Origin of the sequence: Kribbella sp. NPDC051586 (assembly GCF_044453965.1) — a bacterium.
In the GTDB taxonomy this organism is placed as follows: domain Bacteria; phylum Actinomycetota; class Actinomycetes; order Propionibacteriales; family Kribbellaceae; genus Kribbella.
This window is the reverse complement of the sequence record NZ_JBITDF010000002.1, coordinates 79651-100241: the sequence shown is the minus strand read 5'-3', so window position 1 is coordinate 100241 and position 20591 is coordinate 79651. Positions and strand designations below refer to the sequence as shown.

At 69.5% G+C, this 20591-nt stretch carries 20 protein-coding genes; 11 read left to right on the top strand and 9 right to left on the bottom strand.

The features are described from left to right. Positions 1-43: 43 nt before the first annotated feature. From pgl to tkt, 6 genes are read right to left on the bottom strand one after another with little or no spacing between them, the layout of a single operon-like run. Positions 44-763, bottom strand: coding sequence for a 6-phosphogluconolactonase (gene pgl, locus ACIA58_RS10870; protein ID WP_396403430.1), 720 nt, complete (start codon positions 761-763; stop codon positions 44-46). Continuing rightward, complete coding sequence (locus ACIA58_RS10865) at positions 760-1911, bottom strand: glucose-6-phosphate dehydrogenase assembly protein OpcA (RefSeq protein ID WP_396403429.1); 1152 nt, start codon at positions 1909-1911, stop codon at positions 760-762. The genes pgl and ACIA58_RS10865 overlap by 4 nt, the downstream gene beginning before the upstream one ends. Continuing rightward, complete coding sequence (gene zwf / locus ACIA58_RS10860; protein ID WP_396403428.1) at positions 1908-3458, bottom strand: glucose-6-phosphate dehydrogenase; 1551 nt, start codon at positions 3456-3458, stop codon at positions 1908-1910. Before zwf ends, ACIA58_RS10865 begins: the two co-directional genes overlap by 4 nt. 26 nt (positions 3459-3484) lie before the next feature. Further along, a complete protein-coding gene (locus ACIA58_RS10855) occupies positions 3485-5065 on the bottom strand; it encodes a glucose-6-phosphate isomerase (RefSeq protein WP_396403427.1) in 1581 nt (526 codons plus the stop codon). Beyond that, positions 5062-6171, bottom strand: a complete 1110-nt coding sequence (tal, locus tag ACIA58_RS10850; RefSeq protein WP_396403426.1) for a transaldolase — start codon at positions 6169-6171, stop codon at positions 5062-5064. Before tal ends, ACIA58_RS10855 begins: the two co-directional genes overlap by 4 nt. 42 nt (positions 6172-6213) lie before the next feature. Next, a complete protein-coding gene (tkt, locus tag ACIA58_RS10845) occupies positions 6214-8382 on the bottom strand; it encodes a transketolase (RefSeq protein WP_396403425.1) in 2169 nt (722 codons plus the stop codon). Positions 8383-8628: 246 nt separating this feature from the next. Here tkt and ACIA58_RS10840 point away from each other — a divergent pair, with 246 nt between their 5' ends. Next, complete coding sequence (locus tag ACIA58_RS10840) at positions 8629-9609, top strand: heme o synthase (RefSeq protein ID WP_396403424.1); 981 nt, start codon at positions 8629-8631, stop codon at positions 9607-9609. Between the two features lie 97 nt (positions 9610-9706). Next, a complete protein-coding gene (locus tag ACIA58_RS10835) occupies positions 9707-10798 on the top strand; it encodes a ScyD/ScyE family protein (RefSeq protein ID WP_396403423.1) in 1092 nt (363 codons plus the stop codon). A gap of 30 nt (positions 10799-10828) precedes the next feature. On the opposite strand, the gene ACIA58_RS10830 is transcribed toward ACIA58_RS10835, so the two are convergent. From ACIA58_RS10830 to ACIA58_RS10820, 3 genes are read right to left on the bottom strand one after another with little or no spacing between them, the layout of a single operon-like run. Next, positions 10829-11755, bottom strand: a complete 927-nt coding sequence (locus ACIA58_RS10830) for a heme A synthase (RefSeq protein ID WP_396404963.1) — start codon at positions 11753-11755, stop codon at positions 10829-10831. A gap of 28 nt (positions 11756-11783) precedes the next feature. Then, a complete protein-coding gene (locus tag ACIA58_RS10825) occupies positions 11784-12560 on the bottom strand; it encodes an ABC transporter permease (protein ID WP_396403422.1) in 777 nt (258 codons plus the stop codon). Further along, a complete protein-coding gene (locus tag ACIA58_RS10820; RefSeq protein ID WP_396403421.1) occupies positions 12557-13276 on the bottom strand; it encodes an ABC transporter ATP-binding protein in 720 nt (239 codons plus the stop codon). The genes ACIA58_RS10825 and ACIA58_RS10820 overlap by 4 nt, the downstream gene beginning before the upstream one ends. A 127-nt stretch (positions 13277-13403) precedes the next feature. Here ACIA58_RS10820 and ACIA58_RS10815 point away from each other — a divergent pair, with 127 nt between their 5' ends. Genes ACIA58_RS10815 through ACIA58_RS10775 form a run of 9 tightly spaced genes read left to right on the top strand, consistent with a single transcriptional unit; the run spans position 13404 to position 20588 of the window. Then, entirely contained in the window at positions 13404-14138 is a 735-nt protein-coding gene (locus ACIA58_RS10815; RefSeq protein ID WP_396403420.1) for a helix-turn-helix transcriptional regulator, read from the top strand. Then, a complete protein-coding gene (gene sufB / locus ACIA58_RS10810; protein ID WP_363874746.1) occupies positions 14135-15547 on the top strand; it encodes a Fe-S cluster assembly protein SufB in 1413 nt (470 codons plus the stop codon). Before ACIA58_RS10815 ends, sufB begins: the two co-directional genes overlap by 4 nt. After that, positions 15547-16749 carry a Fe-S cluster assembly protein SufD gene (gene sufD, locus ACIA58_RS10805; RefSeq protein WP_396403419.1) on the top strand — a complete coding sequence of 401 codons (1203 nt, stop codon included), beginning with the start codon at positions 15547-15549 and terminating at the stop codon, positions 16747-16749. The genes sufB and sufD overlap by 1 nt, the downstream gene beginning before the upstream one ends. Continuing rightward, positions 16746-17084 (top strand): non-heme iron oxygenase ferredoxin subunit, encoded by a 339-nt coding sequence (locus ACIA58_RS10800; RefSeq protein WP_396403418.1) that lies wholly within the window; start codon positions 16746-16748, stop codon positions 17082-17084. Before sufD ends, ACIA58_RS10800 begins: the two co-directional genes overlap by 4 nt. 39 nt (positions 17085-17123) lie before the next feature. Continuing rightward, positions 17124-17885 carry a Fe-S cluster assembly ATPase SufC gene (sufC, locus tag ACIA58_RS10795; RefSeq protein ID WP_396403417.1) on the top strand — a complete coding sequence of 254 codons (762 nt, stop codon included), beginning with the start codon at positions 17124-17126 and terminating at the stop codon, positions 17883-17885. Beyond that, on the top strand, positions 17882-19138 hold the full coding sequence (locus tag ACIA58_RS10790) for a cysteine desulfurase (RefSeq protein WP_396403416.1): 1257 nt from the start codon (positions 17882-17884) through the stop codon (positions 19136-19138). Before sufC ends, ACIA58_RS10790 begins: the two co-directional genes overlap by 4 nt. 1 nt (position 19139) lies before the next feature. Beyond that, on the top strand, positions 19140-19598 hold the full coding sequence (gene sufU, locus ACIA58_RS10785; protein ID WP_396403415.1) for a Fe-S cluster assembly sulfur transfer protein SufU: 459 nt from the start codon (positions 19140-19142) through the stop codon (positions 19596-19598). Continuing rightward, positions 19591-19974 (top strand): metal-sulfur cluster assembly factor, encoded by a 384-nt coding sequence (locus tag ACIA58_RS10780; protein WP_396403414.1) that lies wholly within the window; start codon positions 19591-19593, stop codon positions 19972-19974. The genes sufU and ACIA58_RS10780 overlap by 8 nt, the downstream gene beginning before the upstream one ends. Continuing rightward, a complete protein-coding gene (locus ACIA58_RS10775; RefSeq protein ID WP_396403413.1) occupies positions 19971-20588 on the top strand; it encodes an acVLRF1 family peptidyl-tRNA hydrolase in 618 nt (205 codons plus the stop codon). The genes ACIA58_RS10780 and ACIA58_RS10775 overlap by 4 nt, the downstream gene beginning before the upstream one ends. Positions 20589-20591 lie beyond the last annotated feature (3 nt).

Below are 20591 nucleotides of genomic sequence, written 5' to 3'. Positions count from 1 at the left end.
GGTCGCTGTGCAGCCCCCTCAGCGACCAACCATAGGGTGCGAGCTAGGTCAGCTTCGACGCTGCGGCCTCGTCGAGGAGCCACAGGGTGCGGTTCTCGCCCTTCGGGCGGGCGGCGGGGACGTCGCCCTCGGCCAGAGCGGTCGCAACCGCGTCGGCCTTGTCGTCGCCTGCCACCACGAACCAGACCTCACGGGCCCGGTTGAGCAGCGGCAGGGTCAGCGAGATCCGGGTCGGCGGTGGCTTCGGCGAGTCGTGCACAGCGACCGCCGCCGTGTCCGTGACCTCGATCTGCGGATACCCGGGGAAGAGCGACGCCACATGTCCGTCCGGACCGACTCCGAGCATCAGCACGTCGAACGTCGGCGAACCCGCCGCCTCCAGCTCGGACGCGTACGCCGCGGCGGCGGCCTCCGCGCCCTGACCGGAATCGGCGGCCATCGGATGCACCCGCGCCGGGTCGACATCCAGGACCGACAGCAACGCCTCCCGTGCCTGCGTCTCGTTGCGCTCGGCGTCGCCGTCCGGCAGGAACCGCTCGTCGCCCCACCAGAACTCGACCCGCCGCCAGTCGACCTCGACCCGCGCCGGCGACTCGGCGACCGCGCGGTACACGACCGCGGCCACCCGCCCGCCGGTGAGCACGACCTGCGCGACCCCGCCGGTGCTCTGCGCGTCGGCGATGGCCGTGATGAACCGGGACGCCACCGAGAACGCCAGGTCGTCGGCATCAGAATGGATCAGCAGTTCCGGATCGACGGTCATCGCTTGGCCACCCGCTTGCTTCCGGCAACCTTCTTGGTCGCACCAGTCTTCTTGGCCGCTTTCTTGGCAACCGTCTTCTTCGCGGCGGTCCGCTTGGCCGTCTTCTTGGCAACGGCCTTCTTCGCGGCCGGCTTCTTCTGGGCCGGGCTCTTCTGGGCCGCGACCACCTTCTTGCCTGCCGCGGTCACGCTCGCCGCCGTGGACTTCCGCGCCGTCGCGTCGACCGTCTTCTTCGCGGCGGGCATCTGGTCCCGCTCGACCATGCACGCCAGCGTGTGTGCGTACACGTCGTCCGGATCGAGCCGCCGCAGCTCTTCGCTCAACAGCTCGGACGTCGTACGCCGCTTCAGCGCCACCGGCCGGTCCGGCTGACCCGGCACGCTGAACGTCGCGACCGCGCCGTCCGGCCGCGTCAGCGCGATCGGCCCCGACGGCGTGAACAGCCGTACGGCGGTCACACCCGGGCCGCGCGAATTCCGCTGCTCGACCGGCACCTTCAGCCGCGACTGCAACCACGCCGCCATCAGGTCCGCACTCGGGTTTCCCTTGGCTGCCGCGACCTCAGCCCCGGTCACCTTCGTCGGGTACTGGTCCAGGGCAGCCGCCATCAGCGCCCGCCACGGCGTCAACCGGGTCCACGCGAAGTCGGTGTCGCCGGGCTTGTAGCCCTCGGCCCGCGCGCTGAAGTCGACCGACGCGCGCCGTGTCGACGCCGCATCCGTGACGCGACGCCGACCGAGCCGGCCCAGCGGGTCGTCGGCCGGGACCTTCGGCCCGCCACCCGGCCACCAGACGATGACCGGGGAGTCGGGCAACAGCAGCGGCGTGATCACGGACTCGGGCACCTTGGCCAGCTCGCCGTGCAGGCGCAGTAGCACCGCCTCGCCCGGGATGCCTTCGCCGACCCGCACCTCGGCGTCCAGTCCGGACGGACCCCGGCCGGGCCGCAGGATCGCGACCAGGACCCTCGACGGGTGCTCGCGACCGGCCTCGTTCGCCGCCTTCATCGCGTCGTGGTGGGACGCCTCGTCGACGACGACCACGATCGTGCCGACCATGCCCATCGCCGGCGACCCCGCGTGCCGGCGGGCCTTCAGCAGCGCCGAAGCGATCCCGCTCGACGTCGTATCGGTCAGGTCGATGATCATGGCCGCCTCCAGGACCGTCCGTCGCGGGCCAGCATCTCGTGCGCCGAGTCCGGGCCCCAGTGGCCGGAGGCGTACTGCTCCGGCTTGCCGTGCCGGGCCCAGTAGTCGAGCACCGGGTCGAGGATCTTCCAGCCCAGCTCGACCTCGGTGTGCTGCGGGAACAGCGGCGGATCGCCGAGCAGTACGTCGAGGATCAGCCGCTCGTAGGCCTCGGGCGAGGACTCGGTGAACGAACCGCCGTACTGGAAGTCCATGTTCACGTCGCGGATCTCCATCGTCGTCCCGGGCACCTTGGCGCCGAAGCGGATGGTGATGCCCTCGTCCGGCTGGATCCGCAGTACCAGAGCGTTCTGGCCGAGCTCCTCGGTCTCGGTCTTGGTGAACGGCAGATGCGGCGCCCGCTTGAACATCACCGCGACCTCGGTCACCCGGCGGCCGAGCCGCTTGCCGGTGCGCAGGTAGAACGGCACGCCCGCCCAGCGACGCGTGTCGACGTCGACGCGCAGCGCGGCGAACGTCTCCGTCGCCGACGAGGCCGGGATGCCGTCCTCCTGGAGGTAGCCCTTGACCTTCACGCCACCGGCCCAGCCGGCCGCGTACTGGCCGCGGGCGCTGTGCAGGTCGAGGCGCTCCGGCAGTTGCACCGCGGCGAGGACCTTCTTCTTCTCCTGGCGCAGCGACCAGGCGTCGAAGCTGACCGGCTCCTCCATCGCGACCAGCGCGAGCAGCTGGAGAAGGTGGTTCTGGATCACGTCGCGGGCGGCGCCGATGCCGTCGTAGTACCCGGCGCGGCCGCCGATACCGATGTCCTCGGCCATCGTGATCTGCACGTGGTCGACGTAGTTGCTGTTCCAGATCGGCTCGAACATCGCGTTCGCGAACCGCAGGGCCAGGATGTTCTGGACCGTTTCCTTGCCCAGGTAGTGGTCGATCCGGAAGACCGCCTCGGGCGGGAACACCGACTCGACCACGTGGTTGAGCTCGCGGGCGCTCTTCAGGTCGTGGCCGAACGGCTTCTCGATCACCACCCGCCGCCACGAGCCCGGCTTCTCGTCGGTCAGCCCGTGCTCGGACAGCTGCCGCACGACCTCCGGGAACAGCCCCGGTGGGATCGACAGGTAGAACGCGTGGTTGCCGCCGGTACCCCGGGTGACGTCCAGCTCGTCGACCGTCTCGCGCAGCCGCTCGAAGGCCACGTCGTCGGTCAGGTCGCCCGGCACGAACCGGAACCCCTCGGACAGCTGCTGCCAGACCTCCTCGCGGAAGGGGGTCCGGGCGTGCTCCTTCACCGAGTCGTGCACGATCTGGGCGAAGTCCTGGTTGGTGTAGTCACGACGGGCGAACCCGACCAGGGCGAAGCCCGGGGGCAGCAGCCCCCGGTTCGCCAGGTCGTAGACCGCCGGCATCAGCTTCTTGCGGGCCAGGTCGCCGGTGACACCGAAGATCACCAGGCTGCACGGCCCGGCGATCCGCGGCAGCCGCCGGTCCTGCGGATCCCGCAACGGGTTTACCGGGCCAGCCGGCTCTTCGTCGAGCTCAGCGGTCATCTGCCGTATCCCTCCGAGTTGTCGAGCTACTTGAACAGGGACAGGAGCTGCTGCAGCCCTGCCGCCACGTCCGTGAGGTGCAGTCGCAGCACCGGCCGGCCGCGCTCCGCGAGGACGTTCGCGTCGCCGGCGGCCTGCGCTGTGATCAGTGTGCCGAAGCTGAACGGCCGATCGGGGATCTCCACGTCGGTGGTGTGCGCGCCGGTGATCTGCAGGAACACGCCCTCCGGGTGCCCACCCTTGTGGTACTGACCGGTCGAGTGCAGGAACCGCGGACCCCAGCCGAACGTGACGGGCCGGCCGGTCTTCGTCGCCAGCGCCGGCCGTACGCCGATCAGCTCGGCGTCCCGCTCGGAGTCGAGATACGCCATCACCGCGACGTACCCCTTCGCGTCGAGCTTGCCCAGCAGCGCGTCGACCGCGCCCTGCAGCGAATCCACACCGTCCAGCAGCCCCTCGGAGCCACGCACCTCGACAGCGCCCTCGGTGAAGGCGGCCGCCTCCGGCTTCGGCTGCGCGTCCAGCAGACCGCGCGCGGCCTTCTTCGCGCTCTCCACATCGGGCTGGTCGAACGGGTTGATGCCGAGCAGGTAGCCCGCCACCGCCGTCGCCGTCTCCCACAGCAGCATCTGTCCGCCGAGCGAACCCGACGTCAACGCCGTCGGGACGCCGCTGGTCGCCTTCTCGGCGAGCAGCGCGTTGGTCAGATCAGCGGCGTCGCTCGAGAGCTCCGGCGCATCGACCTCGACCGCGACCGGCAGTACGCCGGTGCCGTTCTTGCCGGTGCTCTCCGCGATCAGCTGCTCGGCCCAGTCCGGGAATCCGACGATCTCGGAGCCGTCGGCCGTGATGATCGCCTTGTCCCGGCCCGCGCTCGCCGCGAGCACAGCGCCCAGCCAGAGCGCCGGGTTGTCCGTCGAGTCGGCCTGCAGCTCGGGCGCCGCCTCGGCCGCCTGGTCGAGCAGCTCGGCGATGTCGGCGCCGGCCAGGCCGGACGGCACCAGGCCGAAGGCCGTCAGCGCGCTGTACCGGCCGCCGACGTTCGGGTCGGCCAGGAAGGTCTTGCGGTACCCCTCGTCCGCGGACAGCTTCTCGAACGGCGAACCCGGGTCCGTCACGACGACGACCCGCGACGCCGCGTCGAGACCCGCGTCCTCGAACGCCTTGACGAACGTACGCCGGTGGCTGTCCGTCTCGACCGTGCCGCCGGACTTGCTCGACACCACGATCACGGTCTTCGACAGGTCACCGGCCAGCGCGCGGCCGACCACGCTCGGGTCGGTCGAGTCCAGGACGACGAGCTCCACGCCCGCCGTCCGGGTGATGACCTCGGGCGCCAGCGACGAACCGCCCATGCCGGACAGCACGATCCGGTCCAGGCCCTCGGAGCGGAAGTCCGCCTGCAGGGCCTCGATCTCGGCCAGCAGCGGCCGGGAGGTGTCGTGCAGGTCGACCCAGCCGAGCCGGATCGACGCCTCGTGCTCGGCGTCCGGTCCCCAGATCGTCGCGTCCTTCGCGGCGATCCGGGACGCGATCTTCTCGCTGACCAGCTTGTCGACGACCTCGGCCCAGTCGCCGTTCTGCGTGCTGACCTTCGGAGCGCTCACTTGGCCGCGCCCTTCAGCGCCGCGGTGACGGTGTCCTGCAGCTCCGACCAGGAGGCGTCGAACTTCGCCACGCCCTCGTCCTCGAGCAGTTGCACGACCTCGTCGTAGGAGATGCCCAGCTTCTCCAGGTCGTCGATCACCTTGCGGTCGCCGGCGTAGTCGCCGCGGACCGTGTCGCCGGAGAACTCGCTGTGCTCCTCGACCGCCTTGATGGTTGCCTCCGGCATCGTGTTCACGACGCCGCGGGTGACCAGGTTGTCGACGTACAGGGTGGGGGAGTACGACGGGTCCTTGGTGCCGGTCGACGCCCACAGCGGCCGCTGTGGCTTGGCGCCGGCGGTCTCGAGCTCTCGCCAGCGGTCGGTGTCGAAGATCTCCTCGTACGCCTCGAAGGCGAGCCGCGCGTTGGCGATCGCGGCCTTGCCCTTCAGCGCCTTCGCCTCGTCCGTGCCGATCGCGTCCAGCCGCTTGTCCACCTCGGTGTCCACCCGGCTGACGAAGAACGACGCGACGCTGGCCATCTTGGTCACGTCGTGCCCGTTCTCGACGGCCTGCTCGAGGCCGGCCAGGAACGCGGCGGCGACCGCCTTGTAGCGCTCCAGCGAGAAGATCAGCGTCACGTTCACGCTGATCCCGGCGGCCAGCGTCTGGGTGATCGCCGGCAGACCCGCCTTGGTGGCGGGGATCTTCACGAAGATGTTCTCCCGGCCGACGATGTCCCACAGCTGCTTGGCCTGCTCGACGGTCTTCGCGGTGTCGTGCGCGAGCGTCGGCTCGACCTCGATCGACACCCGGCCGTCCTGGCCCTCGGAGTCGTCGTAGGCCGGCTTGAACACGTCGGCGGCGTCACGGACGTCCTCGGTGGTGATGACCCGGATCGCCTCGTCGGTGGACACGCCCTGGGCGGCCAGCCGGGCGACCGTCGCGGCGTACGCGTCGGCGTCCGAGATGGCCTTGGCGAAGATGGTCGGGTTCGTGGTCACGCCGACCACGTGCTTGTCCTCGATCAGGGCCTGCAGGCTGCCGCTGGTCAGCCGCTCGCGGGACAGGTCGTCGAGCCAGATGGAGACACCCGCGTCCGCGAGTGCTTTCAAGCGATCGTTCATTTCTCCGATGCCTTCTTCCGGGATGTTCTGTTGTGGGTGTCTTCAGCTGGCGTCGGCCGGTCCGACCGGACCGGAGGCGGCGCGTCCGGGCGGGACACCCGGGCCGCTGATCTGCGCCGCGGCGGCGATGCTGTCCTTCGCGGCCTGTACGACGGCATCGGTCGTGATGCCGAACTCGTCGTACAGCGTCTGGTACGCCGCCGAGGCGCCGTAGTGCTCCAGGCTGACCGAACGACCGGCGTCACCGACGATGTCGTGCCAGCTCTGCGCGATCCCGGCCTCGACCGAGACCCGGGCCCGGACGCCGGCCGGGATGACCGACTCGCGGTACGCGTCGTCCTGCTCGTCGAACCACTCGCGCGAGACCATCGACACGACGCGGGCGTTGACGCCCTCCTCGGCCAGCTTGGTGCGGGCCTCGACGGCGATCTGCAGCTCCGAACCGGTGCCGATCAGCACCACGTCCGGGGTGCCGTCGGTGTCGAGCAGCACATAGCCGCCCTTGGGCACGTTCTCGGTGGTGGCGAACCCGTCGGTGCCGCGCGGGAACGTCGGTACGTTCTGCCGGGTCAGCGCGAGGCCGGCCGGGCGGTCGGTGTGCTCGAGGATCGTGGCCCACGCGGCCGCCGTCTCGTTCGCGTCACCGGGGCGGACGACGTCCAGGCCCGGGATCGCCCGCAGCGCCGAGAGGTGCTCGATCGGCTGGTGCGTCGGACCGTCCTCGCCGAGGCCGATCGAGTCGTGCGTCCAGACGTAGGTCACCGGCAGCTGCATCAGTGCGGCCAGCCGGACCGCCGGGCGCATGTAGTCGGAGAAGACCAGGAAGGTGCCGCCGTACGGACGGGTCAGGCCGTGCAGGGCGATGCCGTTCAGCACCGAGCCCATGGCGTGCTCGCGGATGCCGAAGTGCAGCACCCGGCCGTACTCGTCGCCCTGGAACTCCTCGGTCGAGTGCTCCTTGGGGATGAACGACGGCTGCCCCTTCGGGGTGGTGTTGTTCGAGCCCGCGAGGTCGGCCGAGCCGCCCCACAGCTCCGGCAGCTCCGGCGCCAGCTTCGTCAGCACCTCGCCGGAGGCGGCGCGGGTCGCGATGCCCTTGGCGTCGGCGTCCCAGCTCGGCAGCGCGTCCCGCCAGCCGGCCGGCAGCTCGCGCTTGGACAGCCGGTCGAGCAGCTCGGCCCGCTCCGGGTTCGCGGCCTTCCACTCGTCGAACCTGCCGCTCCACTCGGCCTCCAGGACCTTGCCCCGGTCGAGCGCCTCGCGGGTATGCGCGATCACGTCGTCGGCGACCTCGAAGGTCTGCTCCGGGTCCCAGCCGAGGATCTTCTTGGTCGCCGCCACCTCCTCGGCGCCGAGGGCGTTGCCGTGCACCTTGCCGGTGCCCTTCTTGGTCGCCGCCGGCCAGCCGATGATCGTGTGCAGCCGGATGAAGCTCGGCTTGTCGGTGACCGCGTTCGCCGCCTCGATGGCGTCGTACAGCGCCTGCACGTCCTCGTGGTAGCCGGTGCCGCCGTTGGTCCAGTCCACGTCCTGGACGTGCCAGCCGTACGCCGCGTAGCGGGCGGCGACGTCCTCGGAGAACGCGATGTTGGTGTCGTCCTCGATGGAGATCTTGTTGGCGTCGTAGATCACCGTCAGGTTGCCGAGCTGCTGGTGCCCGGCCAGCGAGGAGGCCTCGGCCGAGACGCCTTCCTCGAGGTCGCCGTCGGAGGCGATCACGTAGATGTGGTGGTCGAACAGGCCCTCGCCCGTCGGCGCGTCCGGCTCGAGCAGGCCGCGCTCGCGGCGGGCCGCCATCGCCATGCCGACCGCGTTGCCGACGCCCTGGCCGAGCGGGCCGGTGGTCGTCTCGACGCCGGTCGTGTGCCGGTACTCCGGGTGGCCCGGGGTCCTGCTGCCCCAGGTGCGCAGCGCCTTCAGGTCGTCGAGCTCGAGGCCGAAGCCGGCCAGGTAGAGCTGGATGTACAGCGTCAGGCTGGAGTGGCCGGCCGACAGCACGAACCGGTCGCGGCCGGCCCAGTGCGCGTCGGCCGGATTGTGCCGCATCACCTTCTGGAACAGCAGGTACGCCGCCGGCGCCAGGCTCATCGCCGTACCGGGGTGTCCGTTGCCGACCTTCTCGACCGCGTCCATCGCGAGCACCCGCACGGTGTCGACCGCGCGCTGGTCGAGCTCGGTCCATTCAAGCTTGGGGCTGGTCTTCTCCGTCACGCCGGCGGCGCTCCTCTCGATGCAGACTTACATGACCTTCAGGGTTCGCACTCGGGATGAGCCTACTGCGGGGGCCTGCCCGTGTTGCGCACCGCTCGACTGTTTGTCAACCGTTCAGCATCATTGGCTGTTCCCCGACGTCTGCGAGGTCACACCGGCGTCTTCGGAGGGGGGTGCGAGAACCCTCCTACGGGGCGTCGTAGACTGCTGAATCGTCAGCGCCGGAGCTCCGGCGTCAACCCACTGATGTTCGAGGTGTTCGTGACGGCCGTCGACCCGCGTCCCGCCGCGACGACGTCGTACCCGACGCCGCTGCCGGACGCTACCGCTGTGGTGAGTCCGTCGGTGCGCGACGTGGTGAAGGCGTACGTCGGTCTGACCAAGCCGCGCATCATCGAGCTGCTGCTGATCACCACCGTGCCGGTGATGTTCCTGGCCGCCGGGGGAGTGCCCGGGCTCGAGGTTGTCGTGGCCACCCTGATCGGCGGCATCCTCGCCTCCGGCAGCGCGAACACGATCAACTGCGTGCTCGACCGCGACATCGACGAGCAGATGCGCCGGACCCGGCGCCGCCCGTTGCCGCGGCACGCGGTCAGCCCGCGCTCCGCGACGGTCTTCGGCGTCGTGCTCGGGGTGCTGGCCACCGTGGAGCTCGGGTTCTTCGTCAACTGGCTGTCGTCCGGCCTGGCGCTCGCGGCGAACCTGTTCTACGTCTTCGGCTACACGATGGTGCTCAAGCGCCGGACGGTGCAGAACATCGTCTGGGGCGGTATCGCGGGCTGCTTCCCGACCTTGATCGGCTGGACCTCGGTCACCGGCAAGCTGGCCTGGACCCCGGTCGTGCTGTTCCTGGTGGTGTTCTTCTGGACGCCGCCGCACACCTGGTCGCTGGCGATGCGCTACCGCGAGGACTACGCGTCGGTCGACGTGCCGATGCTGCCGGTGGTCGCCACCCCGGTCGCGACGGCCCGGCAGATCATGGCGTACTCCGTTGTCATGGTGGTCACGTCGATCGCGCTGTGGCCGGTCGCCGGCACCGGCTTCGTGTATCCGCTGGCCTCGATCGTGCTCGGCTTCGTCTTCCTCCGCGAGGCCCGCCGGTTGTTGCTCCGGGCCCACACCGGCGCGGAAGGCGCCGCGCTGCGGCCGATGCGGCTCTTCCACTTCTCGAACATCTACCTCGCACTGCTGTTCATCGCGGCGGCCGTCGATCCGCTCCTGCACTGACGGGCAGCGCTTGACCAGATCGTGACCACGTGTTGCGATGGTCCGGTCTGTGGAGGCGTTTCCACGCCTGGGGAGACACAGTGGCAGGGGGATTCGTATGGGGGTACGAACACGTGTTGCGGCAGTCGCCGCACTGGCATTGGCCGGCTCGTTGCTGGTTGCCGGGCAGGCCGACGCCGGTAGTCACAGCAGTTTGAAGCCGGTGGCAACGGGTTTGAACGGTCCGCGCGGCGTGTCGACGTACAAGAACCTCGTCATCTACAGCGTCACCGACGGTTCGGTCTACGTCACCAACGGCCACAGGTCCGTGAAGCTCGGTACGGTGCCGGGCACCGGCGGGTTCCCGCCCGCGATCGACACGAACAAGTGGGGTACGACGTACGCACTGACCGGTGCGGGCGGCGAGCCGGGACAGCCGCCGGTGCCGGGCAGCTCCACGCTGTACCGGATGCGGTACGGGAAGGCGCCGATCAAGGTCGCGGACATCGCGGCGTACCAGGCGCACGACCCGGACCCGTACAACCAGGCCGACTCACCGACGGAGTCCAACCCGTTCGGCGTCGCGGCCCTGAGTGACGGCACGGTGCTGGTGTCCGATGCCGCGAACAACGATCTGCTGAGGGTGTGGCCGAACGGTCACGTCAAGACGGTCGCGCGGCTGAAGCCACGCACGGTCAAGGTGCCTGCCGGTCTCGGTGACGAGGCTCCGCCGGCCGGTACGCCGTTCGTCGCCGAGGCAGTGGCCACGTCGGTCACGGTGGGCTCGGACGGCTACTGGTACGTCGGTGAGCTCCGTGGCTTCCCGGCAACACCGGGGACGTCGGAGATCTGGCGGATCAGGCCGGGCTCGATGGGCGCGGTGTGTGACCCGGTCAATCCGAACAAGGGCAACTGCAAGCGGTACGCCGACGGTTACACGTCGATCGTCGACCTGGCCGGCGGTCCGCGCGGCACGCTCGCGGTCGTCGAGTTGGACAAGGCGAGCTGGCTGAAGTTCGAGATGAGCGGCCCGACGCACGGTGGGCTGTTCCTGCAGTACCCGGGCCGGAACCACCGCGCAGGGTACGCACGGGAACTGGTGAAGGATCAGTTGACGCTGCCAGGCGGAGCGGGCTTCAACCGATGGGGCGAGCTGTTCGTCGCCGCACCGGTCTTCGGCCCGGGCGCCGTCTACAAGGTGCGTTACTGAGATCGACTGAGGTACGGCGGGACGCCCGTTTCAGGTCGCGGGCGTCCCGCGCTCGCCGTACACGGCCGTGACGAGCGCGATCAGCATCCCGGCCAGGAACATGTGCACGAGCACGACGCCCCACGGCAGACCGGTGAAGTACTGCGTGAAGCCGACCGCGCCCTGCAACAGCTCGACGGCCAGCAGCCAGGCGGCCAGCTTGCGCAACGTCCGCGAGGTCGCGGTCACCCGGGTCGCGATCACCAGGGCGATCGTGATGCCGAGCAGCCCGAACACGACGTCCGCGTGCAGCTGACTGACCAGCTCCGGGTCGAACCCGTTGCGGCCGGTCTCCGGATCGCCCGAGTGCGGACCGGCGCCGGTGACAACGGTGCCGAGGGCAACGGTCAGCCAGACCGCCACCACAGCGGCGGTCGCGAGCGCGCGCACCACCGGGGGAGTGTGCGGGTACGGACTGGTGCGGGACCTCCGCATCATCGACACCGTCAGCGTGATGATGACCGGCGAGACCAGGAAGTGCGCCGAGACGATCCACGGGTTCAGCCCGGTGAGCACGCTGATGCCGCCGATCACCGCCTGCAGCGGGACGCCCAGGGCAGCCGCCGTCGCCAGCCGGCGCAGGTCGCGGCGGATCGGGCGGTAGCGCATCACGACCAGCCAGGTGCAGATCGCGACCACACCGACCACGAACCCGAGCATCCGGTTCGTGAACTCGATCGCGCCGTGATAGCCGAGCGCGGCGTGCGGCACGTACGAGTCGTCGGTGCACGAGGGCCAGGTCGGGCAGCCCAGGCCGGAGCCGGTCAGGCGGACCAGGCCACCGGTCACCACGATGCCGATGTTCACCACCACCGAGGCCCAGCCCCAGCGCCGGACGGTGTCCAGTGTCGGCGCGGGGACCAGGCGCCAGAATCTGTTGACCGGCTCGTTGTCTGGGGGTGGGTTCTCCGGGCTCATCACCGGCACACTCTAGAGAAAGGTCTGCTCAGTCCCAGCGGAAGGTCCGGGACACCAGGTATCCGAGCACCCCGGCCCACAACGCCAGGGACAAAGCGGCCGCCCAAGGGATCACACCTTCGATGGTCGAGTTCGCCAGCCCGTTGGCCAGGGCGGCGCTCGGCAGCAGGCGTACGACGCTCTGCATGCCGGACGGGTACTCGTCGACGGGCGTCATGATCGCCCCGCCGACCAGCAGCAACAGGTACAGCAGGTTCGCAGCCGCGAGCGTCGCTTCAGCTCGCAGTACGCCGGCCATCAGCAGACCGAGCGACGCGAAGGCCGCGGTGCCGCACAGGACGGTGAGGATCACGCCGACGACTGCTTCGACTCCGCCAACCGGCTTCCAGCCCAGGGCGAGCCCGGTGCCGGTCAGGACGGCGAGCTGGATCAGCTGGACGAGCAGGACGGCGCCGATCTTGCCGGCGAGCAGGCCGGTCCGGGACAGCGGGGAGGCGCCGAGTCGTTTGATGACGCCGTACCGGCGTTCGAAGCCGGTCGCGATGGCCAGCGACGTGAAGGACGAGGACAGGACGGCCAGTGCGAGCACCCGGGGGACAGCCTCGTCGATCGCCCGGCCCTCGCCGAGCGGCAGGCGGTCGCCCAGCCCGGTCGCGCCGAGCAGGAGCAGGATGCCGAGCGGGATCACCAGCGCCAGCAGCAACTGCTCACCGTTGCGCACGAGCAGCTTGAACTCCATCCGCGAGTGCGCCAGCACCTTCCGCGGCCACGGCGCACTGCCCGGCTGCGGGCTGTAAGTACTCACGAGCGCTCCGGTTTGGCGGTGAGTTCGAGGAAGACGTCCTCGAGGGACTTCTTGTGGTGCTCGGTCAGGTCGTCGGGAGTGCCGGAGGCGATCACCTTGCCGGCCGACACCACGTGGACCTGGTCGGACAGCTGCTCGGCCTCGTCCATCGCGTGGGTGGTGAGGACGACGGTCACGCCGTCGTCGCGCAGGTCGCGGATCACCTGCCAGATCTCGCGCCGGCCGTGCGGGTCCAGCCCGGTCGTCGGCTCGTCGAGGAACGCGATCTCCGGCCGCCCCACGATCGCCAGCGCGAACGAGAGCCGCTGCTTCTGCCCACCCGACAACCGCCGGTACGGCGTACGCCCGCAGCTGCCCAGGTCGAGGCGCTCGACCAGGCCCGGGATCTCGAGCGGGTCGGTGTGCAGCGTCGCGACGTACTTCAGCATCTCGACCGCGCGGACGCCGGACCACGCGCCGCCCTCCTGGAGCATCACGCCGATCCGCGGCATCAGCTCGTCGTGGTCCGCGATCGGGTCCAGCCCGAGCACCCGGACCCGCCCGGAGTCGGGCCGGCGGAAGCCCTCACAGGTCTCCACGGTCGTGGTCTTGCCGGCGCCGTTCGGGCCGAGCACGGCCGTCACCGTGCCGGCGGCTACGGTGAGACCGAGACCGTCGACCGCGGTCTTCTCGCCGTACCGCACGACGAGGTTGTCGATCTCTACCGCGACTGGCACAACGGCAGCATAGAGAACGCCCCGGAGTGACCTCGCTCACGGTCCGGTCCCGCGCCCCGCGTGCCGGCGCGAACCGGTTAGGGGAGCCTTATTTGAAGGCCCCGGGTATTTACGCGACACTGATGTTGTGAAAAATCCTGCGAACAGCGGAGCCGTGCCCCACGGCGCCGGTAGCGCGCGGGACGAGTCCACCCGGGACCGGGTCGCACGCTCGATCCTGACCAATGGTCCGTCCAGCGCCGCGGTGCTGGCGGAGCGGCTCGAGCTGACCCCGGCGGCGGTCCGCCGGCACCTCGACCACCTGCTCGACGAGGGGCTGGTCGAGGCCCGCGAGGAGCGTGTCTACGGCCCGCGCGGCCGCGGCCGCCCCGCGAAGGTCTTCGTGCTGACCGACACCGGCCGGCACGCCTTCCACCAGGCGTACGACGACCTGGCGGCGACGGCGATGCGGTTCATCGCCGAGGCCGGCGGGGACGACGCCGTCGCGGAGTTCGCGCGGCGCCGCGTCGCCGAGGTGGAGGAGCGGTACCGGGAGCAGGTCGCACTGGCTCCCGACGGCAAGAAGGCGGAGGTGCTCGCCCAGGTCCTGACGGCCGACGGGTACGCCGCGTCCACGGCGGAGGCGGGCCACGGAGCCCAGCTCTGCCAGCACCACTGCCCGGTCGCGCACGTGGCCGAGCAGTTCCCCCAGCTGTGCGAGGCCGAGACCGAGGTGTTCTCGAGACTCCTCGGCAAGCACGTGCAGCGACTGGCCACCATCGCCCACGGCGACGGTGTCTGCACCACGCATATCCCAGGCCCGGTCGCGACCGAGTCTGTTGCCCCTGTATCCGACGGCGAAGCTGCGAGGACTGCACGATGACGCAAACCGCTCACCCCGAACTGGAAGGCCTCGGCAACTACCAGTACGGCTGGGCCGACTCCGATGCCGCCGGCGCGGTCGCCCAGCGCGGCCTGTCCGCCGACGTGGTGCGGGGCATCTCCACTCTCAAGAACGAGCCGGAGTGGATGCTCGACCTGCGCCTGAAGGGCCTGAAGCTCTTCGATCGCAAGCCGATGCCGTCGTGGGGTGCCGACCTGTCCGGGATCGACTTCGACAACATCAAGTACTTCGTCCGTTCGACGGAGAAGCAGGCGTCGAGCTGGGAAGAGCTGCCCGAGGACATCAAGAACACCTACGACAAGCTCGGCATCCCGGAGGCGGAGAAGCAGCGCCTCGTCGCCGGCGTCGCCGCGCAGTACGAGTCGGAGGTCGTCTACCACCAGATCCGCGAGGACCTGGAGGCCCAGGGCGTCATCTTCCTCGACACCGACACCGGCCTGAAGGAGCACCCGGAGATCTTCAAGGAGTACTTCGGCTCCGTGATCCCGGTCGGCGACAACAAGTTCGCCTCGCTGAACACCGCGGTCTGGTCCGGCGGCTCGTTCATCTACGTGCCCAAGGGCGTGAAGGTGGACATCCCGCTGCAGGCCTACTTCCGGATCAACACCGAGAACATGGGCCAGTTCGAGCGGACCCTGATCATCGTCGACGAGGACGCCTACGTCCACTACGTCGAGGGCTGCACCGCGCCGATCTACAAGTCGGACTCGCTGCACTCCGCGGTGGTCGAGATCATCGTGAAGAAGGGCGCCCGCTGCCGCTACACGACGATCCAGAACTGGTCGAACAACGTCTACAACCTGGTCACCAAGCGCGCCACCTGCGAAGAGGGCGCGACGATGGAGTGGATCGACGGCAACATCGGCTCCAAGGTGACGATGAAGTACCCGGCCGTCTACCTGATGGGCGAGCACGCCAAGGGCGAGACCCTGTCGGTCGCGTTCGCGGGCGAGGGCCAGCACCAGGACGCCGGCTCCAAGATGGTGCACAACGCGCCGTACACGTCGAGCTCGATCGTGTCGAAGTCGGTGGCCCGCGGCGGCGGCCGGACGTCGTACCGCGGTCTGGTCGAGGTGGCGCCGGGCTCGCACCACAGTAAGTCCACGGTGCGCTGTGACGCGCTGCTGGTCGACACCATCAGCCGTTCGGACACCTACCCGTACGTCGACGTCCGCGAGGACGACGTGGCGATGGGGCACGAGGCGACCGTGTCCAAGGTCAGCGACGACCAGCTCTTCTACCTGATGAGCCGGGGTATGGCCGAGGACGAGGCGATGGCGATGATCGTCCGCGGCTTCATCGAGCCGATCGCCCGCGAGCTCCCGATGGAGTACGCGCTGGAACTGAACCGTTTGATCGAGCTGCAGATGGAAGGGGCCGTCGGCTGATGTCGTCGTCTGACACCCTTGTTGCTACCGGCAACAAGGCGCACTCCCACGGGCCGGGTTCGCCGGTCCCGCTCCAGGCCCGCAGCGAGCGGCCGACGTCGTACGACGTGGCCGACTTCGCGGTGCCGAACGGACGCGAGGAGGAGTGGCGCTTCACCCCGGTCAAGCAGCTGAAGGCCCTGTTCGAGGACGTGGCCGGCACCGAGACCCCGAAGGTCGACGCGTCCGGTCCGGAGGGCGTGGTCTTCGAGACCGTCGCCGCGGACTCGCTCAAGGTCGGCAAGCCCCAGGACCGCTCCGCGGCCGTCGCCTGGAACCACGCCGGCGACGCGTTCGCGGTCCGGATCCCGATCGAGGCCGAGCTGACCGAGCCGGTGCACGTGAACGTCGCGAGCCTCGGCGCACGCGGCTTCAGCCACCTGATCATCGAGTCCGGCCGGCACAGCAAGGCGATCGTGATCATCGATCACTCCGGCGCCGGTGAGTTGAGCAGCACCGTCGAGATCGTCGCCGGCGACGGCGCGGATCTGCGGGTCGTCTCGATCCAGCAGGGCGACCACGAGTCGATCCACCTCGGCCAGCACGACGCGCTGGTCGGCCGCGACGCCAGGCTCCACCACGTCGTCGTGACGCTCGGCGGCAAGATCGTCCGGATCGGGACCAACGTCCGGTACGCCGGTCCCGGCGGCGACGCCGAGCTGCTCGGGGTGTACTTCGCGGAGTCGGGTCAGCACCACGAGAACCGGCTCTTCGTCGATCACGAGGCGATCAACTGCAAGAGCAACGTGATCTACAAGGGCGCGCTGGCCGGTGACAACGCCCGCTCGGTCTGGATCGGCGACGTGCTGATCAGGGCCGCGGCCGAGGGCACCAGCACGTTCGAGCTGAACCGCAACCTGGTCCTGACCGACGGCGCCCGCGCCGACTCGGTGCCGAACCTGGAGATCGAGACCGGCGAGATCGAGGGCGCGGGGCACGCGTCGGCGACCGGCCGGTTCGACGACGAGCAGCTGTTCTACCTGCAGGCCCGCGGCATCCCCGAGGATGCGGCTCGCCGGCTGGTCGTGTCCGGCTTCTTCAACGACATCATCGGCAAGATCGGTGTCCCCGAGGTGACCGAGCACCTGCACGACGTGATCGAGGAGAAGCTGGCCCGCACCGCCGAGCTGAGCGAAGCTGCCAAGGCGGTCACCGGCCAGTGAGCGACACCTTCGAGCGCGCCTGCGCCGCCGCCGACGTACCCGACGAGGGAGTGATCCCGGTCGAGGTCGGTGGCGTGGAGGTCGCGGTCGTGAAGAGCGAAGGACAGTACTTCGCGGTGCGGGACGAGTGCTCGCACGCGCAGATCCAGCTGTCCGAGGGTGACGTCGGCGAGTGCGAGATCGAGTGCTGGCTGCACGGGTCCCGCTTCGACCTGCGCACCGGCGAGCCGACCAGCCTGCCGGCCTACGACCCGGTGCCGATCTACCCCGTGCGCCTCGACGGCGACGACGTACTCGTCGACGTGAAGAACCCCCTGAACCAGCCAGCCCTATAAGTTGTATGGCCCTGTAAACAGACGGAGATAGACAAACTCATGGCGACACTCGAGATCCGCGACCTGCATGTGTCGGTCGACACCGAGAGCGGCCCGAAGCAGATCCTGCGCGGCGTCAACCTGACCATCGCCGGCGGTCAGACGCACGCGATCATGGGCCCGAACGGCTCCGGCAAGTCCACGCTGGCGTACTCGATCGCCGGTCACCCGAAGTACAACATCACCGGCGGCACGGTCACGCTGGACGGCGAAGACGTGCTCGACATGAAGGTGGACGAGCGCGCCCGGGCCGGCCTGTTCCTGGCGATGCAGTACCCGGTCGAGGTGCCCGGTGTCTCGGTGGCGAACTTCCTCCGCACCGCGAAGACCGCGATCGACGGCGAAGCCCCGAAGTTGCGGACCTGGGTCAAGGACGTCAACAAGGCGCTCGCCGACCTGGACATGGACGCCGACTTCGGCACCCGCAACGTCAACGAGGGCTTCTCCGGTGGTGAGAAGAAGCGGCACGAGATCGTCCAGCTGGAGCTGCTGAACCCGAAGATCGCGATCCTCGACGAGACCGACTCCGGCCTCGACATCGACGCGCTGAAGATCGTCTCCACCGGCGTGAACCGGTTCGCCGAGCAGGGCGACAAGGGTGTCCTGCTGATCACGCACTACACGCGGATCCTGCGCTACATCAAGCCGGACTTCGTGCACGTGTTCGTCGACGGTCGCGTCGCCGAGGAGGGCGGCCCGGAGCTGGCCGAGGAGCTCGAGGCCAACGGCTACGAGCGCTTCCTGAAGGCCGGCGCCAAGTGACCGAAGCCCGGACGTTCAGCAGTCCCCTGGACCTGCAGTCGGTCCGGGCGGACTTCCCTATCCTGTCGCGCGAGCTGGCCGGCGGTTTTCCGCTGGTCTACCTGGACTCGGCGAACTCGTCGCAGAAGCCGCGCCAGGTGGTGCAGGCGATCGAGGACCACTACCTGAAGCACAACGCGAACGTGGCCCGCGCCATGCACCAGCTCGGCGCGGAGGCCACGGCGGCGTACGAAGGCGGCCGGGACAAGGTCGCGGCCTTCATCGGCGCGACGTCGCGGGACGAGGTCGTCTTCACCAAGAACGCCTCCGAGGCGCTCAACCTCGCCGCCCACACGCTCGGCGCGTCGCTGAAGCCGGGCGATGTCGTGGTGGTCTCCGAGATGGAGCACCACAGCAACATCGTCCCGTGGCAGCTCGCGTGTGAGCGGACCGGCGCGACGCTGAAGTGGTTCGGGGTGACCGAGGACGGACGGCTCGACCTGTCGAACATCGACGAGTTGCTGACCGAGGACACCAAGGTCGTCGCGCTGACCTGGGTCTCCAACGCGCTCGGCACGATCAACCCGATCACCGAGATCGCCGCAAGGGCGCACGCGGTCGGCGCGACTGTCGTGGTCGATGCGTCACAGGCCGTTCCGCAGTTCCCGGTCGACGTCTCGACGCTCGGCGCCGACCTGCTGGCCTTCACCGGCCACAAGGTGGTCGGCCCGACCGGCATCGGCGTGCTCTGGGGCCGGTACGACCTGCTCGCCTCGCTCCCGCCGTTCCTCGGTGGCGGCGAGATGATCGAGATCGTGCGAATGACCGGCTCGACGTACGCCGCACCGCCGGCCCGGTTCGAGGCGGGTACGCCGCCGATCGCGCAGGCGGTCGGTCTCGGTGCGGCCGTCGACTACCTGTCCGGGATCGGCATGGACAAGATCGCGGCGCACGAGCACGCGATCGTCGAGTACGCCCTGGAAGGCCTGAAGACGGTGCCGGGACTGAAGATCCTCGGACCGACCGACGCGGCCGACCACGGCGGCGCGATCAGCTTCGCGCTGGACGGCGTGCACCCGCACGACGTGTCGACCGTGCTGGACACCCGCGGCATCGCGGTCCGCGCCGGGCACCACTGCGCGCGGCCGGTGCACGAGCGGTTCGGAATGCAATCGTCGACCAGAGCGTCTTTCTATCTGTACACGACCCCCGAGGAGATCGAGGCGCTCGTGGACGGACTCGGATTCGTGCGCTCGTACTTCAAGGTGGATTGATATGCAGCTGGACAACCTGTACCAGGAGATCATCCTGGACCACTACCGCAGCCCGCACCACTCGGGCCTCGCGGACCCGTACGACGTGGAGGTGCACCACGTGAACCCGTCCTGCGGGGACGAGGTCACGCTCCGGGTCGAGCTGGACGGCGACACCGTCAAGGGCATCACGCACAACAGCGTCGGCTGCTCGATCAGCCAGGCGGCGACGTCGGTGATGTCGGACCTGGTGATCGGCAAGCCGGTGGCCGAGGGCATGGCGACGTACGAGAAGTTCCTCGAGCTGATGCAGGGCCGGGGGAATGTCGAGCCGGACGAAGAGGTTCTGGAGGACGGTGTGGCGTTCGCGGGCGTCGCGCAGTTCCCGGCCCGGGTGAAGTGTGCACTGCTGGGCTGGTCGGCGTGGCGCGATGCCACGGCGCAGGCCATGGCAGCCAACGAAGGAGTCAAGAATGCCTGACCAGACCGACGAGAAGATCGAGCTGCCCGAGGTCGACCTCGCGGCTGCCGCGTCCCCGGGCACCTCCCCGGCGAAGGTCGAGGATGTCACCGAGGCACTCAAGGATGTCGTCGACCCCGAGCTCGGCATCAACGTGGTCGACCTGGGCCTGATCTACGGCATCACCGTCGACGACACCAGCACGGCGATCATCGACATGACGCTGACGTCGGCCGCGTGCCCGCTGACCGACGTGATCGAGGACCAGACCCGGATGGCGCTGGACGGCCTGGTCAACGACTTCCGGATCAACTGGGTCTGGATGCCGCCGTGGGGCCCGGAGAAGATCACCGACGACGGCCGCGACCAGCTGCGCGCACTCGGCTTCAACGTGTGACCCGCACTGTCTCGGTGGCGCCGGGCCGACTGGACAGGTGGCTGGACGGCTTCGGTGAGCGCCATGGTGCGGTGCGGTACGACGTGACGCCGACCAGCGTCACGTTGTCCGCCGAGGACGGCTCCACCGCCGTCGTCACCGTGCCCTTCGAGCCCCTCGCGGTGTTGTCCCGCGAGGGGCTCGTCGCACATGTGCTGACCGAGCGGCGGCTCGGCGTACTGCTCGTCCGTCGCGGCGGGTACGGCGCCGGAGTGTTTGCCGATGGCAAGCTTCTCGACTCGAAGGTCGGCTCCCGGCATGTGCAGGGCACCACGAAGGCGGGCGGCTGGTCGCAGCAGCGGTATGCCCGCCGGCGCGACAACCAGGCCAGGGAGGCGTTCGCGGCCGCGACGGAGGTCGCCGTCCGGATCCTCGCCCCGGCGAAGCTCGACGTGCTGGTGTGCGGGGGAGACCGCCGGGCGGTCGACACCGTGCTCGAGGATCCCCGGTTGAAGGATCTGCCCGGGCTGGTCCGGCCGCCCTTCCTCGGCGTACCGGACCCGAAACAGAAGGTCCTCGAACAGGCCGGCCTCGACGCCCGGGCGATCCGGATCGACGTGGATCAACCGTCGTAACTG

Bases quoted from the DNA above. Each gene is read 5' to 3' on its own strand.
- tal (WP_396403426.1), bottom strand. From the start codon at position 6,171: ATGAACGATCGCTTGAAAGCACTCGCGGACGCGGGTGTCTCCATCTGG.
- ACIA58_RS10835 (WP_396403423.1), top strand. From the start codon at position 9,707: ATGGGGGTACGAACACGTGTTGCGGCAGTCGCCGCACTGGCATTGGCC.
- ACIA58_RS10830 (WP_396404963.1), bottom strand. From the start codon at position 11,755: ATGAGCCCGGAGAACCCACCCCCAGACAACGAGCCGGTCAACAGATTC.
- ACIA58_RS10865 (WP_396403429.1), bottom strand. From the start codon at position 1,911: ATGATCATCGACCTGACCGATACGACGTCGAGCGGGATCGCTTCGGCG.
- sufB (WP_363874746.1), top strand. From the start codon at position 14,135: ATGACGCAAACCGCTCACCCCGAACTGGAAGGCCTCGGCAACTACCAG.
- zwf (WP_396403428.1), bottom strand. From the start codon at position 3,458: ATGACCGCTGAGCTCGACGAAGAGCCGGCTGGCCCGGTAAACCCGTTG.
- ACIA58_RS10840 (WP_396403424.1), top strand. From the start codon at position 8,629: ATGTTCGAGGTGTTCGTGACGGCCGTCGACCCGCGTCCCGCCGCGACG.
- sufD (WP_396403419.1), top strand. From the start codon at position 15,547: ATGTCGTCGTCTGACACCCTTGTTGCTACCGGCAACAAGGCGCACTCC.
- sufC (WP_396403417.1), top strand. From the start codon at position 17,124: ATGGCGACACTCGAGATCCGCGACCTGCATGTGTCGGTCGACACCGAG.
- pgl (WP_396403430.1), bottom strand. From the start codon at position 763: ATGACCGTCGATCCGGAACTGCTGATCCATTCTGATGCCGACGACCTG.
- ACIA58_RS10780 (WP_396403414.1), top strand. From the start codon at position 19,591: ATGCCTGACCAGACCGACGAGAAGATCGAGCTGCCCGAGGTCGACCTC.
- sufU (WP_396403415.1), top strand. From the start codon at position 19,140: ATGCAGCTGGACAACCTGTACCAGGAGATCATCCTGGACCACTACCGC.